We start from the raw sequence: 16767 nt of genomic DNA, 5'->3' as shown, positions 1-16767 counted from the left end.
TAAAATGATGTGCGGTTTTACTGCGCAAGGTTGATTTAGAATTCTTAAAACCTTATACTTGTTATTTGGTTGTGATTATTTTAGTACATCGGTGCAATAATAGAAGAGATGGTGATCGATAGATATAAGCGTTTTTCTTTGGTTGTCCCATCTAAGCGGTAAGAGCACTATTTATGATTAATTCTTAAGGATGACCTCTTTTTTTAATTTTCTTCTTATTGCAGGAGCCCTTCAGGGTTTTGTTTTTATCATAGCCACTTTCTTCTCTCGAAAAAAAGTTGAGAAGCCGATCATCTTCCTCAATTTGATCGTCTTGTTTTTATCGTTGAACAATCTACAGGCCTGGTTGATAGACAAAGGCCATATGGAATCGTTTTATTTTACCAAGCATTTGATGTTACCTTGGTACCTGCCGATCTTTCCACTTTTCCACGTGTTTGTGTTGTATTATTTTCAAATTGAAGAGAAGTTAAAGACGTACTTGAAGTTTTCCTTTGTGCTCTTTGGGGTAGAGATCATAATACATTCGGGCATCATCTGGTATATGTATCACTTTCAAGAGGATATCAACGATGCACATTTGATCAAAGCATACGACAGTTTCGAAGAGATGGTTAATTCGGTGTATTGCGTCTTTATTTTCGTCAATACCTTTTTGGTGCTCTTCAAACATGAAAAGCTTCACAAGTTCATATTGGGATATGATGATATTCTTTGGATCAAACGATTTATGAGCATTGGGGCGATCGTTGTTGCCTGCTGGTTAATTGCCATAGTGATCAACAACGCCACCGATTTTATTAAGTATCCTTATTCGTACTACCCAATGCGACTTACAAGTTCGATATTGCTATACTGGATATCCTATCAAGGGTTCTTTAGATATATGGTGGTAAGCGATCGCATATTACTACGAAAAAGCTTGGGGGAGACAGATGGGCCAAAACTGCGAGTCACCTCTAAAAAAGAAAGCGACGACATCATTCAGCGAACCTGTAAGAGTGATAAGCAAGAGCAAACCTTTCTTGCCATAAACATGCACGTGGTTAGCGAACAAAAGTATCTCGACCCCAATCTAAATCTTGAGTCATTGGCTGAAGAATTGAATATGAGTGCTGGACAGCTATCCGCGCATATCAATAGTTGCAGTTCCTATAACTTTTCGGACTATATCAATAATTTTCGAGTAGAGCAGGCCAAGCGTTTCTTGGGAGACGAAGAATTTGAACAATATACTATTGTCGCCATTGGATTGGAGTGTGGTTTCAACTCGAAATCCGCCTTTTACGCGGCTTTTAAGAAATTCACGGGTGAGACTCCTACGGATTACAGAAAGGCCCACACCTGAAAATGATGTCCTGATTCTTAGTCATATGAAGATTCAGGACATCCAAAACAACTGGGGAACTACTTTAGCGGGGTCTAATAAAATAAAATATTATGAAACCAACATTTAGATGTGTCATCCTAGGCACTATGTTCTTGCTCACGGCGCAAGCTTTTTCACAAGATATTTCATCAAATAATTCTCTTCAGTTTCGAGGGGTGAAAGTGGGGCTTGGTTTTTGGCAGGCACTTCTTAGCAGTGAAAGTGATGACAATCAAGCTGGGTTATTTTTTAATCCTGAATTCGAGGGAATCCATTTGAACGCTAGTGTAAGTGTGATACGCAATAAAGATATTTTTTCCCTATCCTATCTGTACGGTGAAGGTGACTGGAATGATCAAGGTTTTAAGGAGCTCTCAGTTTTATGGGGCAGGGAAGTAGGAACTGACAAGGTGAGTTTAGAGTATCAACTCGGTCTTGCCTATGTCGATATCCGAGAGCAAATACGCAAAGATGGTGAAAGCAGCTTTGACTTTACAAAGACCATTGGGCTACCTTTGAAGGCCAAGATTCATCTGATAAAGCTAAGAAAGCTCACTTTATTGGGAGTGGAAGGCGGATTTATATTTACACCCGAAAACATCTTTTTTAATGGAGGGATTTTCTTAGAGTATAATTTTCAACGTTCAAAGGGAAGACAGAAATAAATGTGGCCTCGATGGATAAACGCCTTATCCAGTATAGCAAAGAAACGCTCAATGAACCATTGAGCGTTTTGCTTTTCAAACGAAAATCTATCCGATGGAAGTTCATCATAGTTTAAAGAATTCATCTTTTTAAAAATCCTATTTTTATGGTGTAATAGCCAACTATGACCTCTTTCTTTAATTTTCTTTTGCTCGCTGGAGTTATACAAGGGTTTATATTTAATATTGCAACTTTTTTCTCCAAGAAGAAAGTTGATGTTACCATCGTTTATCTCAATTTTGTGGTCTTCTTCTTATCACTGAACAATCTTCAGGCTTGGTTGATCGAAAGCGGTCATATTTTTTCGTTTTTCTATTTGAAACATCTGCTTGTACCGTGGTACATGCTTATATTTCCTATGTTCTATGGTTTTTTGATCAATTATCTTAAGATTCAAGAGCGTTTTAACGACTTCATTAAAATTTCGTTGAGCATCTTCATCATAGAAATAATGGCCCGCACCGGTATCATTGTTTATTCCTACTATAATCAGGGTCAAAATACCAAGTATATAGCTATCTACAACAATATTGAGGAGATCGCAAATGCCGTGTATTGTATTTTCATTTTCGTGAAGGCCTTTATAATTCTTTTTAGGTACCAGCAGACCTACAAGTTTATATTGCAATACGATAATATTGCATGGATAAAACGCTTCATGTATTTGGGGTTGGTGGTGGTAGCTTTCTGGATAGGGGCCATTTTACTGAACAATTTTGTCAAGGCCATTCCTCAGCCATACACCTACTATCCATTACGACTTAGTAGTTCGATTTTGCTTTACTGGATTGGTTATCAGGGTTTCTTTCGATATCATATGGTCAAGGACAGAATCTCTTTACGAAGTCATTTGGCAGGTTTAAATGCAAATAATTCGAAAGAAGGGAAAAAAGATCTTACAGAAATGACAAGGTCAGCATCGAGTTCCGATAAAAGCCTGCTCTTCAAAAGAGTGGATGCGTATGTTTTGAATGAAAAGAGATATTTGGACCCATCTTTGAGTTTGGAGATGTTGGCCAACGAACTTAAGATAAGTGCCAGCAATCTGTCGCTACAGATAAATAGCCACAGCAACTATAACTTTTCAGACTATATAAATCACTACAGAGTGGAAAAGGCAAAAAGACTATTGGCCGATCTAGCGTTTGCTCAATACACGAATGTGGCCATCGGTCTTGAGTGTGGATTCAATTCACGATCAACCTTTTACGCCTCGTTTAAGAAATTTACTGGAGAAACTCCCTCTTCCTTTAGAGAAAAGCAGTCCTGAATATTCTTAAAGCGTCCAGATTTCAATAGATCGGATAATCTCGGACATTCCTTTCAAAGATATGAGGTAGCTTTAAATTGACTTTTTTGAGGTACATGCCCATAAAAGATCAACCAACCTATTGAATAACATAAACCAACCAATTATGAAAAAATTATTATCATTCAGCTTGCTGCTTTGCTGTTTCGCGATTTCATTTTCCCAAATAGAAATAGAGGATAGGTCGTTAGGCAATATCGACGAGATGATAGAGAATCTTGACAAGTCGCGTTTAAACTCTGGAATTCTATTGAATAGGTCCGGTAATTTTTCTAGTTTGGAAAGATTCAATTCGGAGATAAAGGATGACCCTGTCACTTATGATTATTTTAAACAGGCGCTATTGGATCTTCATATCGCCTCGAATAGGAGCCAATTTATTTCAGCCAAAATGTTGAAAGACGATCTGAGCAGAAACACATCTGCCGATGATATTGTTGACTTTGGAATCATTAGTGCCGACTATGAGGTACTGAATTATAACCCTGAAGACGAACAGGCAGGAGGACTCCGATTGAAGAAGGGTAAATTTGAACAATCTAAGGATAAGCCTCCGTTTTTAAGTCATACAAGCCTTATTGTTTCACCGTTAAAGGAAGCAGCTAAAGGGAGTGTGATAACCTTTCGTTTCTCAGCGAGATTTTGGTTCAATAATTCGATGAAAGAAGTCAAAAGCTTCTCGGCCGATTTTGGAGATGGTATTCCCCATAGCATCATTGAAAATGGTAAAATCGTTAAGAGTGAAGTCAAACAAAAGTATGATCAGACGGGCGAAAAAATTATTAGACTTTCGGCAATACTCTCTGATGGGTCTCAAAGACATTTCAATACAAAGATCTATGTGATTTCAGAAAGCGATGCGTCTCTAATGTCAGATTCCAGAGTCACAGGAAAAATTGAAAACGGATTCAAGGTCGCAGACCCTAACCAAGCTTTTCAAGGATATGAGGACTCCCAAGAAACCAATGCAATACGAGGAAGGATAGACTACAGAATTCATTTTAGAACCAACCAGGGCATTGATCCAAAATTGAGAAAGCCTGTCATTATCATCGACGGTTTCGATCCAGAAGACAAAAGGCGCATAGAGGATAGTGACTGTGAGAACGACCCGGATTGTGCCCAGCACTATGTAAATTGTGGGACGTATAGGCCCGAGCGCCACAGATCGATCAGAGAATTGATGCAGCCTACAGATGGAGGTCAAAATTTGATTCCGAGGTTGCGTGGACTTGGATATGATGTTGTGATAGTGAATCACCCAAAATATCAATCGGGAGGTAGAACTATCGATGGAGGAGCAGATTTTATAGAACGCAATGCGCTCGCACTTACAAGGCTTATTCGCGATTTAAATGTGCGTGTTCAGGCAAATGGCTATAATGAAGAGTTGGTCATCGTAGGGCCTAGCATGGGAGGGCAGATCTCTAGATATGCACTGGCATATATGGAAAAGAAATATCAACAAACCGGACAGTCCCAGTGGCAACACAAGACACGTTTATGGATAAGTGTGGACAGTCCTCATCTCGGAGCGAATATCCCATTAGGGCTACAGGCTGTCATCAATCAAATGTACAGCAGTGGGGTGGAAGCTGCCGAAGATTTTGTTGAGAAACAATTGGGGTCGCCTGCCGCCAAACAACAATTGATCGAGCAATATCACACCTTGCCCATAGGGCCTTTCAATACCCCGTTGCCCGTCGATACTCATTTAAATGCTCGTACGGTGTCCCAAGGATATTCGTATTCTAGAGGCGCGCCATCATTTATCAGGTTTTACAACAATCTCTTCAATAATGGCCTTAGCGGGTCCAAGGGATATCCGCAGAATTTAAGAAAGATAGCGTTGGTCAATGGGGCGATGAACAACTCGAAAAGATTTTCGAATCCATATACTGGTTATGTAAATGATAAATATGCTTATAATGGTGAAAAGACATTGGAGCTTAAAGCGTTTCAAAATCCTTTCAATACGCATATTGGAAGCATAGAAACTTACTTTTTACCCGGTACGGGGAATCGAAGTAAGATCTCCAGATTCAAAAAAGCGTTCAATGATAAAAGTATCTATATGACCAACAACAACTCTCGCGGAAATATGGACAATGTTTCTGGTGGATGGTTCAACGGGCAGGAGGAATTGCATTATGGCGCAGCATGTACATATCCGCCAAATGCGCAAGGAAGTTTTTGGACAAGCTTTTCGGATGCTTTTGATAATATTATCGAGGGAATCTTAACACTTCTAGGAGGGGCTGATTGGGAGACTAGAAAACTTAAAGAGACCCATTCTTTTATTTCATCATTTTCCGCAATAGGCCATTCGAGCCCGGATAGAAGTTGGGATCAGGCATTGAATAGAAATTTGGTCTGTAGTAATCTAACGCCATTTGATTCTTATTTTGGTCACGAAAAGAACACTCAGCACACTAGTTTTAATGCTCAGAGTGTCAACTGGTTATTGGCCGAGTTGGCAGGTAATGAACAAGAACCGTATTTTCCTGTAGACCCCAATGTTTTAGAGGGACCAGAATTATTATGTAGTTACAGCACCACGACCTACAGCGTTGATATGGGTACCAATGGTTGTGCATTGCCGGGAGCGGTCAGCTCTTGGAGAGCATCATATAACTTACAAGTTATCGGTTCAACTGGAAATTCTATCAGCGTAAAGCGACGTGCAACTGGTCATGGCGAGGGCTGGATCAAAGGTACTTTTTCTAATGGAGCGACTTTCACAAAGAAATTTTGGGTTGGCCATGCTACCGTGGATCAAATGGTATTTGAAAATGGATTCGATGGGGAATATTATTTTTGTACAAGTCATAATGGAAACAGGTATGAGTTTTTCCCAAAACTTCCCGATAGTAGATATCAGTTCAGGTTAAGAAAGTATCCAAATTTGAACGTGGTTTACACCTCCCCCTATTATAATGGGAATCTCGGAACTTTGAGTTATACTCCATCGCCAGGATGGTATCTTTTTGAAGTTAGAAGAACCAACTCTTGTGGCACTTCCCAATGGTATGGTGAGGAGGTTGAATTTGTTGATTGCTCTAATGGCAATGGTGGGGGCGAAGGTGAGGGGTCCGATACCGGCGAAATGAAGAGTGACATGAAAGAGTATTCGGTGCATCCAAATCCTAGTTCCGGACATTTCACTATAACTAAAAACAATGCGAAGGACACTGGTGACATTTCAACTTATGTTCTTTATGATATGTATCAAAAAGTAGTGCTAGAGGGAAGTGTTGAAAGTATGACCAATGTAAGGACGTCCAAGCTTGTCAAAGGAATATACATTCTAAAGATAGTCTCTGACCGTAGAGAAGAAACTCATAAAATTGTACTTAATTAAATATAGATAAGAGTTTCTTAAAAACTAAGGCGGGCGTTTGATTTTCAAACGCCCGCCTTTACAATTACAAGAAAGATCTAATCCTCCTTATTTTCTCCCTTTGGTCTGCGATCATCACGACGGTTGTCACGCCCGCGATTGTCACGTCCCTTATTGTCGCGTCCGCGATTATTGTCTCTGCGTGGTCTATCTTGATAGCCCTCAGGTTTTGGCAACAATGCCTTGCGCGATACCTTATCCTTGCGTGTCTTAGGGTCGATTCCGAAGTATTTCACCTCGAAGACATCACCCATATTCACCACATCGGTCACCTCGTTGGTCCGTTCCCATGCCAATTCGGAGATATGAAGCAACACTTCATTCCCAGGAGCTTGCGTATATTCTACGACCGCACCAAATTCAAGGATCTTGATCACCTTCACTTCGTACGTTTCACCGCGTTCTGGTTTGAATAGCAATGAATCGATCTTCGCCAATACCGCATCGATACCATCCTGACCGGTTCCTAAGATTTCCACAACACCTTCTTCGGTAACTGGGTCCTCATTGATAACGATCGTCGTCGCTGTTTCTTTCTGAAGTTCTTGAATGACCTTTCCACCAGGACCGATCAAGGCTCCAATGAACTCATTTGGAATACGACGGGTGATCATTTTAGGAGCGTGGCTCTTCACATCTTCGTTCGGCTCAGCAATGGTATCAGTTAGTTTCTCCAAAATATGAAGACGTCCATCTCTAGCCTGTTTAAGTGCATTCACAAGAATTTCGTACGACAATCCTTTTACCTTGATATCCATCTGACAAGCCGTAATACCATCGGCAGTACCAGTAACTTTAAAGTCCATATCGCCTAAGTGGTCCTCATCACCAAGAATATCAGAGAGTACTGCATATTTTCCAGACTCTGTATCAGAGATCAACCCCATGGCAATACCAGAAACAGGTTTTTTCAATTGTACACCGGCGTCCATCAACGCCATGGTACCAGAACAAACGGTCGCCATAGAAGAGGATCCGTTGCTTTCGAGTACCTCGGACACCACTCTTACGGTGTAAGGACAATCTTCAGGGACCATGCCTTTTAAAGCGCGTTGCGCTAAATTACCATGTCCTACTTCACGACGTGATGTTCCACGAATTGGTCGCGCTTCACCAGTAGAAAAAGGAGGGAAGTTATAGTGCAAGTAGAAACGCTCTTCACCTTCAAACGATGGCATATCTATTTGATTCGCCTCTCTCGAAGTTCCTAGGGTAACTGTAGCCAATGCTTGAGTTTCCCCACGGGTAAATATCGAAGAACCATGAGTGGATGGCAAATAATCTACCTCACACCAAATGGGTCTAATTTCGTCGGTTTTACGACCATCCAAACGCAAACCTTCATTCAATGTCAGATCACGAATCGCAGCTTTTTCGGCTTTTGCGTAATATTTGGAGACCAAACCTCCGATGTCTTCTAGTTCTTCTTCGGTAAAGGTGGCTAGGATCTCTTCTTTGATCTCAGCAAACGCCATACCGCGCTCTTTTTTTGAAGAACCTGCTTTGGCCACAGCATATACCTTGTCATATGCCATTTCATGAATCTTCTTTGCTAACTCCTCATCTTCTCTTTCACCTTCATACTCACGTACCTCTTTCTTGCCTACGGCTTCTGCTAATTTTACTTGAGCGGCACATTGTACCTTGATGGCTTCATGGGCAAACTTAATAGCTTCGGTCATTTCCTCCTCAGAGATCTCATTCATTTCCCCTTCTACCATCATCACTGAATCAGCAGAAGCACCGATCATCATATCGATATCGGATTCTTCTAATTGACTCCGTGTTGGGTTAATGATAAACTCCCCATTGATACGACCAACTCTTGCTTCAGAGATCGGGCACTCAAAAGGGAAATCTGACAATTGGATCGCAGCGGAAGCTGCCAATCCAGCCATCGCATCTGGCATCACATCATCATCATGAGACATTAACTGAATCATCACCTGTGTCTCTGAATGGTAATCTTTTGGAAATAATGGACGCAATACGCGATCCACTAAGCGCATCGTGAGTATTTCGCCATCACTCGGTCTCGCTTCTCTTTTAAAGAATCCACCAGGATAACGCCCGGCAGCAGCAAATTTTTCACGATAATCAACCGTTAAAGGTAAAAAATCGACATCTGATTGTTTGTAATTGGAAACTACTGTACATAATAACATACACTTTCCGGATTGCACCACAACACTACCATGAGCCTGTTTTGCTAATTTTCCAGTTTCGATAGAGATTTCTCTACCGTCACCTAGGTCTATGACCTCTCTAAAAACTTGTGGAATCATAAATTTCTTTTGATTAATTAAACAAAGGGCGTTGTGTTGTTGTGTGTAGTTGTTGTGTACCCAATGAAAAACTAATAAAATTGCTTTTTTTCATATGACCTGACCCTTGTCTTTGCATGAATCAGGTTCAATTTTTTTAGTGAAGGACTTCTGCTAGAACAATTCTATTCTAGTTGATGTCCTTAAAAAATCTATTTATAAAAATAAAAAAGGGGCGTGAAGCCCCTTAAAAAGTTATTTTCTTAATCCTAGTTCCTTAACAATTGCACGATATCTCTCAATATCTTTGTGCTTCAAGTAATCTAGTAAGCTACGACGCTTACCTACCATTTTTACTAGCGAGCGCTCGGTAGCGAAATCTTTGCGATTTCTTTTCAAGTGCTCGGTTAAGTGATTAATTCTGTGCGTAAACAACGCGATCTGACCTTCTGCCGACCCAGTGTCTTTCTCAGACTTCCCGTGCTTTTTGAAGATTCCCTCTTTAACTTCTTTAGTTAAATACATGCCAATATTATTTAAATGATTTTTATGTATCTGATAGGCTTTCTATCAAGGCGCAAATATAGAACTTTTTTTACAAAGGAAATTATTTTGAACATGGAGATTTTTTTTGAAACATTTTAAACCTTTTGTAACAATAGTTGTCATAGAACCATAACATTAAAAACCATGAGTTATGAAGACAAGTTTCAAAAAGCAAAGGTCTATTTTTTTGACTTTAATGGCCATCGTTGCACTTTATAGTTGTAGCAACGAAGAAGTGGCGATGGAAGATCCAACAGCGGCAACTTTGGATCAAGAGCTTACCGCACGTGATGCACAGATCGATATTGCTACCGATGAGGTGAACAGTATCGTAGAAACCGTGTATTTCAATGATGAATTAGAAAGTACCGATCCTGCTTCGAGATCGGGGATGTCTCCTTCTAATTTTCTTCCAGATTGCGTGACCATAACAACGGTGGTAACTGCTACCACTAGAGAAAAGACCATCGACTTCGGCGATGGGTGCGAATTGCCAAACGGTAATGTGCTTAGCGGAATCATTTATATGAGCTATGCAAAGGATATGGAGGCTGCGACCAAGACGATCAGTGTTTCTTTTGAAAATTTCTTTGTTAACGAGATCAATATCGCTGGAAGCATGAGCCGTTTGAGACAGCGTGCTAATGATGCCAATAATCCCCAGTCTACCATCAATGTAGATATCACAGTCACCTGGCCAGACCAGAGTTTTGCAAGTCGTTTGGGGACAAAGGTACGCGAATGGGTCGCGGGTGTAGGCAGCGGAACTTGGGGAGACAACGTTTATTTGATCACGGGTAGCTGGACCTCGACCTTTAGAAATGGAACCGTCCATTCGGGAGAGGTGGTCGAGCCATTGCGAAGAGAATTGGCTTGCTTGTTTCTTGTGAGTGGTACGATCGACCTTCAAAGAAACGATGCCACGGCTACCTTGGATTTTGGAGATGGCAGTTGCGATAACACGGCTAGCTTGACACTTTCCAATGGTGAGGTACTAGAGATCACGCTATGATAGAAGTGTAAACAAATGAAAAACGCCCTTCATTTTTTGAAGGGCGTTTTTTTATTATGCTCTCAATGGCCTATTTAAGATAAGATCGAGATAGAGATTTATTTTGTTCTTCAGATGCTTTCGGTGTGATATAAAATCCAAGAACCCATGTTCCAAGACAAATTCTGAAGTTTGGAAACCATCGGGCAGATCTTTACCTGTAGTGTCCTTTACAACACGAGGTCCCGCAAAGCCGATCAACGCTCCTGGCTCTGCGATATTGATATCGCCAAGCATGGCAAAAGAAGCTGTGGTGCCACCAGTGGTAGGATCGGTACACAAAGAGATATAAGGAATCTTAGCATCGGCAAGCTGCGCTAACTTGGCGGAGGTCTTGGCCAGCTGCATCAGCGATAAGGCAGCCTCCATCATACGAGCACCTCCAGATTTTGAGATGATCATAAAAGGCAACTTATTCTTCAAGGCATAATCGGCGGCACGGGAGATCTTTTCTCCAACCACCGAGCCCATCGATCCGCCAATAAAGGCAAAGTCCATCGCTGCGATCACAATTTTTTCGCCTTTAGAATTACCCACTGCCGTGCGAACAGCATCTTTCAGTCCTGTTTTTTCCTGTGCGGCCTTCAAGCGATCAGGATATTTCTTCGTATCCTCAAATTTCAAAGGGTCTTTTGAGCTTAGACCCTTATCCAATTCTTCAAATTCATTATTGTCAAATAGGATCTCGAAATATTCTTTGCTGCCTATTCTAACATGATAGTCATCCTCTGGGCTTACAAAATAGTTTTTGGCGAGTTCTTCAGAATCAACAATTTTTCCAGTAGGAGACTTGTACCACAGTCCTTTAGGAGTGTCTTTTTTCTCCTCGGTTGCCGTCTGAATGCCTTTTTCTTTTCTTTTGAACCAAGCCATATGATCTTCAATTAAGAACTAAAAGCAACTTTTAGCTCAGGGGTTTGTTATAAGGTGTTTACATTGTTCAAATCTTCAAAAGCTTGCTTTAGCCTTGCTCTGAAAGTATCTTCTCCCAAACGTAACCATTTGCGAGGGTCGTAATATTTCTTGTTGGGTTGGTCATCGCCTTCCGGATTTCCTATCTGTGAGCCAAGATAGGCTTCTTTCTCCTTCATGTAGTCCCTAATACCGGTCATAAAAGCATATTGAAGATCCGTATCAATATTCATTTTGATGACACCATAACCGATCGCCTCTCTGATCTCTTCAAGTGTAGAACCAGAGCCACCATGAAAGACAAAGTCGATGGTATTATGCGGAACGTTGTATTTTTTAGAGACGTATTCCTGTGAGTTTTTGAGAATTTTTGGAGTCAATTTTACGTTACCTGGCTTATACACGCCATGCACATTTCCGAAGGCAGCAGCGATAGTAAATTTTGGACTTACCTTCATCAATTCCTCGTAGGCATAGGCTACTTCCTCGGGTTGTGTGTATAATTTAGAATCATCTACATCGGTGTTATCTACGCCGTCCTCTTCGCCACCGGTAATTCCTAACTCTATTTCTAAGGTCATGCCCATCTTGCTCATGCGCTCAAGATATTCTTTGCAAATCGCGATGTTCTCTTCGATGGGTTCCTCAGAAAGGTCGATCATATGCGAGCTGAATAGCGGTTTTCCAGTTTCGGCAAAATGCTTTTCACTGGCCGCTAGCATACCATCGATCCATGGTAATAACTTTTTTGCACAATGGTCGGTATGAAGTATTACAGGCACGCCGTAGGCTTCTGCTAAAAGGTGCACATGCTTGGCCCCTGCCACGGCACCGGCAATGGCAGCCTTTTGTCCTTCATTGGAAAGTCCTTTTCCAGCGTTGAATTGTGCACCTCCATTCGAAAATTGAATGATCACCGGAGCATTTAACGCTGCCGCAGTTTCAAGAACACCATTGATGCTATTAGAGCCGATGACATTGACAGCAGGAAGAGCAAACCCTTTTTCTTTTGCTAATTTGAAGATCGCTTGTACTTCATCACCTGTGGCTACGCCTGGCTTAATGTTGTGATTCATAGTTTGAGTAGTTTCGTTGTTTGTTAGGCAACAAAAGTAATAAATTTATGATTGTTGGATAGCGTTTTGTTAAGTTGTTTATGAAGAGAACTTTGGGGTGGTCTTTACGGTCAAGAGAATTCTAAAAGGGATAGTTGATTCCAATATTTAGTGTGGAATTCCCAAAATTATAATCCCTAAACCATCGATTTCCAGACGGTAAGGCGGGGTCGTACGTCCTAAAGCCGAGATCGAATCTTAGAACAAAGAAGTCAACGTCGTATCGCAAACCGAAACCAGAGCCCAATGCGAGTTCATCCAAGTCAGGGAGACCGTCGAATTTGGAAGCGCTGTCTTCGACATTATCAAAGATATTCCAGATATTGCCAGCATCGGCAAATAATGCGCCTTTTAGATTTCCGGCGATATCGAATCGATATTCTAAGTTCATCGCCAATTTAAAATTGGCCTCGTTAAATTCATCGGGAGCACCGCTACTTCCGGGGCCAAGTGAATAGGGTTCCCAGCCGCGGTTATCATTAGAACCGCCGGCAAAGTAACTGCGATTGAAAGGAATACTGCTAGAGTTTCCGTAAGGGATCGCGATGCCTGCAAAGGATCTAAAAGCCAAAACCTGATCTTGAGACAAACGAAAATGCTTGATGTAATCTAACTCTGTCTTCACATATTGTGTAAAGGCCACATCAAAAATCTGTTTGTTGCCATCACGGTTCTCTTCAAATTTGAAGAGGTCCGAAGTTGCAGAAAGTAGGTTCCCTGCCAGTTCTAGCTTTGCTCTGAACTGTGAAAATTCTTTATCCAGTATGTTTTCTCTATTGTTTCGTATGAACGTATAATTGGACGCAAAAATGAGATTGTTCTCTGTCAATCGCGTCTTACGTTCGTCGATGACCCTGGCAACTTGAATGTCATCTGCGGTGAGCTCTGGATACACTCCATTGATGGCATCCTCCAAGAATGTATTCGCCTGACCGGGAATTTCTAGTCGTCCATCTGGGCCAAGGTCAATAGTGGTCAATACGGCCAGGTCGTTAAGTCGATCAAAAGAATTGAGGTAAATGTTAAAGTAGTTGTCAGGATTTTTATTGTTGATGAATTCTATATTGATCAATTCTAGATTGTTGTTGATCCATTTCGAAGGCGACCACTTATAGCTGAGAAGGCCTGTAAAGCTCTGTTTGTCAAGACCGATGTTTTCCTGAATGCTCGTTCCCAAAGCAATACTGGTAGTCGGCGACATATATTTTGGAATCAACTTCTCTGTATTGAAGGGAAAGAAGAAACGAGGAAAATTAAGTCGTATGTCACCTCCAACCTCTGATAGGTTAAAGAAACGGGAGTCGTCTGCAGCAACATTTCTAGACGAGCCCAATGTTCCACGTAGTGACACTTCCAAGGTTTCTGCACCTCTAAAGATATTTCTACTCACCATCGAAGTGATAAAGGATACTCCGATGTCTTGAATATTAGAATGGCTGAGGTCAAAATCAAAACCTAGAGAAAACCGTTTCCTAGGTGTCAAAAGAATATTCGCAATGAGCTCGTTGTTGGTGCTATCGGCGTACTGATAGTTGATATTTGGATATTTGAAAGTGCGAAGGTTACTAAATTGTTTATAGGTCAAACTTCGGTCAACGTCGCTATATACATCGCCAGGATTAATAAAGACGGCATCTGTAAGCGCTTTGGGTCTATAACGAAGCTTACCCTTGGAATAAATATTGAACTTGTTATAGGTGGTCGAGTCGGTAAAGCTGCCTTGTTCGTTGATGAACGAGTCGTCTGTGTATATATTTACTTCTTTTATCTTGTGAATGGTATAAGGTATTTCCTCAGTGCTTCCGTCCAAACTACGCTTTTGAATATTGCTGATGATCAAGTCTACAGGCATTTTGTTATTGCTCGCGGTAGAATCTATCTCATACCGAATAGAGCTTGGCTGAAAATTATAGACACCCGAATTCCTGAAAACGTTACTGAGCCTTCTACGCTCCCCCTCAAAATTTGACCAGTCAAATTGATCACCGGGACGCAGCAAAGTCCCTCTTTTTCGAGCCTTGTACAAGGAGTCTATTGCCGGGGACACGATCAAACTAGTAATGCTATCGATAAAATAAGGTTCGCCCGTAGTTATGTTGTAGTCGATACTTGCTCTTTGAGGCCGCTTACTGGGAATGATCTCATATTCAGCTTCCGCATTGAAGAAACCTCGGTTAAAATAATAAGCCTCGAGACGCTTCAAAGTCTTTTGCGCTTTGGCCTCATCGATAATGGTCGGGGCTTCGCCAATTTCTTTCAACCATTGGTGTTTGCCATAAAACCAAAATGACTTGCCCAATCTCTTCACCTGTTTTTCGGAAAGAAACTTGTTCCACCGTTCTTCGCGCTTCGGTTTCCTATGAAGCCATGCGGCAAAACTGGAATCTGGATTTGGTCTGGCCAAATTATAGAGATTCAACCTAAATGGATATCCTAGAATAGTGGTGTTGGGTTTTTGGGCGATTTGGCTCTTAACGGCTTCACTATTGATTCGTTCCCCATTTTCGAAAATACGATTTTTGGTGAGGAGGCGTTCGTCTTCTGCAACTCTTTTGACAGCGTTACAGGATACTAAAAGTGATAAAAGAATAAATAATGATATTTTTGTGAGCGGAGTCCTCAAATACTGTTAGGTTTAGATTTCAAAAATACAACTTCATTTTAATGGTGAGCAAAAACGAAATAAAGATTATAACAAGTCTCCAGCAAAAAAAGTACCGATCTTTACACGGTCTTTTCGTCGCCGAAGGTCCAAAGGTGATAACCGAACTCCTTCAGGCTAATTTTACACCAGAAAAAATATACGCTACAGCGACCGACTTGTTTGCAAACCATCTCGATCTACTGCAAATCATTACTGATACCCAATTAAAAAAGATCAGTAGCTTAAAAACGCCAAATAGATGCTTGGCATTGTTCCGAATACCAGAAATGATCCCACAGGAAGATGAGGGGCTTACTGTGGTGTTGGATGATGTCAGAGATCCAGGGAATCTCGGGACTATCATCCGATTATGCGATTGGTTTGGGGTGCATCAATTGGTCTGTTCAGTCAATACCGTAGATTGTTACAACCCCAAGGTAGTTCAAGCTACGATGGGTTCATTGGCGAGGGTTGCTGTGATCTACAGCGAGCTCTCGACTTATTTAGAGCGAACCAAGCGACCTGTTTTTGGGGCTTTCATGGATGGTGATAATGTTTATCGAACGACATTGCCGACAGCGGCAAATCTCGTTATGGGAAATGAAGCCAACGGGATCTCCACTAAAATTGCTGCGTTGATCGATAAACGCATCGCTATTCCTAGATTTGGATCTGTTCAGAAAACGGAAAGCCTCAATGTGGCAACCGCTACAGGGATTCTTCTAAGCGAGTTTCGAAGGTCTAATTAGCAACTATTCGAAGGTGAAGTTCACAAATATCCCTCTCGTGTATAGAGCGTCGATACCGCTGGTCCAAGGACTGTTAGGGTCGTTATCCCTAACCAATTCATCGTTAATTGCGAAAACACCACGGACCGATGGAGTGAACTTAAAGTAGTGTGTATAAAAATCGATGCCTATTCCGACTTCGTAGTAATAGGTGTTCTTTTTCATACGGAAGGTACCGCTATCATTGTCCTCGGGATTATCTTGATTACTAGAAAGATTGAGCGAGGTCGAAACCCCACCTACCAAAAAAGGTTTCCAGTTATAATATCGCTTTGCGCTGACCTTTAATAAAAGCGGAACGTGAATATAGGTTGATTTCACTTCGCGAATTTGATCTCTTTCACTTGAAAATAATGGGTTGAATGGAAATCCAATGGTCCTTGTAGTAAAATAGAGGCCAGGCTCTAGTCGCAAGTCAAAATGCTCGTGAAGTCGCACTTCTCCCACAAGTCCTACATTGAAACCTGAGGTCTTTGCGGTTTGAAAAGAATCTGTCGTGTTATTCTCTATCTTGAAATCATATTGATTGAACCCTAGAAAGTAACCCCAACTAAGCGGTTTCTTGTCGATATTCTCTAAATTGATGATGCGGTCCCTTCGTTGTGAAAAGGCCACTGTGCACATGGTAAATAGGAGGGCAAAAGCAAAAGTCTGTTTCATCTGT

The 16767-nt window shown here is 41.3% G+C and carries 12 protein-coding genes; 6 read left to right on the top strand and 6 right to left on the bottom strand.

Annotated elements, in window-relative coordinates; genetic code table 11:
• Positions 1-190: 190 nt before the first annotated feature.
• The 4 genes from ACFQ1M_RS10915 to ACFQ1M_RS10900 all read left to right on the top strand — a co-directional run bounded on the left by ACFQ1M_RS10915 (position 191) and on the right by ACFQ1M_RS10900 (position 6744).
• Complete coding sequence (locus ACFQ1M_RS10915) at positions 191-1348, top strand: helix-turn-helix domain-containing protein (protein ID WP_386408100.1); 1158 nt, start codon at positions 191-193, stop codon at positions 1346-1348.
• Between the two features lie 92 nt (positions 1349-1440).
• Positions 1441-2034 (top strand): hypothetical protein, encoded by a 594-nt coding sequence (locus ACFQ1M_RS10910; protein ID WP_386408098.1) that lies wholly within the window; start codon positions 1441-1443, stop codon positions 2032-2034.
• A 164-nt stretch (positions 2035-2198) separates the two neighbouring features.
• Positions 2199-3344: a helix-turn-helix domain-containing protein gene (locus ACFQ1M_RS10905; RefSeq protein WP_386408096.1), complete on the top strand. Its 1146-nt coding sequence runs from the start codon at positions 2199-2201 to the stop codon at positions 3342-3344.
• Between the two features lie 145 nt (positions 3345-3489).
• The gene (locus tag ACFQ1M_RS10900) at positions 3490-6744 is read left to right on the top strand and encodes a T9SS type A sorting domain-containing protein (RefSeq protein WP_386408095.1); all 3255 of its coding nucleotides are present in this window, start codon (positions 3490-3492) and stop codon (positions 6742-6744) included.
• Positions 6745-6821: 77 nt separating this feature from the next.
• Here the strand turns inward: ACFQ1M_RS10900 and ACFQ1M_RS10895 are convergent, their stop codons facing one another.
• Entirely contained in the window at positions 6822-9068 is a 2247-nt protein-coding gene (locus ACFQ1M_RS10895) for a polyribonucleotide nucleotidyltransferase (RefSeq protein WP_386408093.1), read from the bottom strand.
• A 234-nt stretch (positions 9069-9302) separates the two neighbouring features.
• Positions 9303-9572: a 30S ribosomal protein S15 gene (gene rpsO, locus ACFQ1M_RS10890; protein ID WP_386408091.1), complete on the bottom strand. Its 270-nt coding sequence runs from the start codon at positions 9570-9572 to the stop codon at positions 9303-9305.
• A 172-nt stretch (positions 9573-9744) separates the two neighbouring features.
• Between rpsO and ACFQ1M_RS10885 the strand changes: the two genes are divergently transcribed.
• Positions 9745-10605 (top strand): hypothetical protein, encoded by an 861-nt coding sequence (locus ACFQ1M_RS10885; RefSeq protein WP_386408089.1) that lies wholly within the window; start codon positions 9745-9747, stop codon positions 10603-10605.
• A 54-nt stretch (positions 10606-10659) separates the two neighbouring features.
• Here the strand turns inward: ACFQ1M_RS10885 and accD are convergent, their stop codons facing one another.
• The 3 genes from accD to tamL form a co-directional block, all read right to left on the bottom strand.
• Positions 10660-11517, bottom strand: coding sequence for an acetyl-CoA carboxylase, carboxyltransferase subunit beta (accD, locus tag ACFQ1M_RS10880; protein WP_386408087.1), 858 nt, complete (start codon positions 11515-11517; stop codon positions 10660-10662).
• Between the two features lie 47 nt (positions 11518-11564).
• Positions 11565-12632, bottom strand: a complete 1068-nt coding sequence (fbaA, locus tag ACFQ1M_RS10875; RefSeq protein WP_386408085.1) for a class II fructose-bisphosphate aldolase — start codon at positions 12630-12632, stop codon at positions 11565-11567.
• Between the two features lie 121 nt (positions 12633-12753).
• Positions 12754-15294, bottom strand: coding sequence for a translocation and assembly module lipoprotein TamL (gene tamL / locus ACFQ1M_RS10870; protein ID WP_386408083.1), 2541 nt, complete (start codon positions 15292-15294; stop codon positions 12754-12756).
• A 41-nt stretch (positions 15295-15335) separates the two neighbouring features.
• Between tamL and ACFQ1M_RS10865 the strand changes: the two genes are divergently transcribed.
• A complete protein-coding gene (locus ACFQ1M_RS10865) occupies positions 15336-16064 on the top strand; it encodes a TrmH family RNA methyltransferase (protein WP_386408082.1) in 729 nt (242 codons plus the stop codon).
• 3 nt (positions 16065-16067) lie between these two features.
• Here the strand turns inward: ACFQ1M_RS10865 and porT are convergent, their stop codons facing one another.
• Positions 16068-16763 (bottom strand): type IX secretion/gliding motility protein PorT/SprT, encoded by a 696-nt coding sequence (gene porT, locus ACFQ1M_RS10860; RefSeq protein WP_386408080.1) that lies wholly within the window; start codon positions 16761-16763, stop codon positions 16068-16070.
• Between the last annotated feature and the right edge of the window lie 4 nt (positions 16764-16767).

Origin of the sequence: Sungkyunkwania multivorans (assembly GCF_042675645.1) — a bacterium.
In the GTDB taxonomy this organism is placed as follows: Bacteria; Bacteroidota; Bacteroidia; order Flavobacteriales; family Flavobacteriaceae; genus Sungkyunkwania; species Sungkyunkwania multivorans.
Note: the sequence above shows the minus strand (reverse complement) of the source record. Positions and strands in the feature narration are given on the sequence as shown.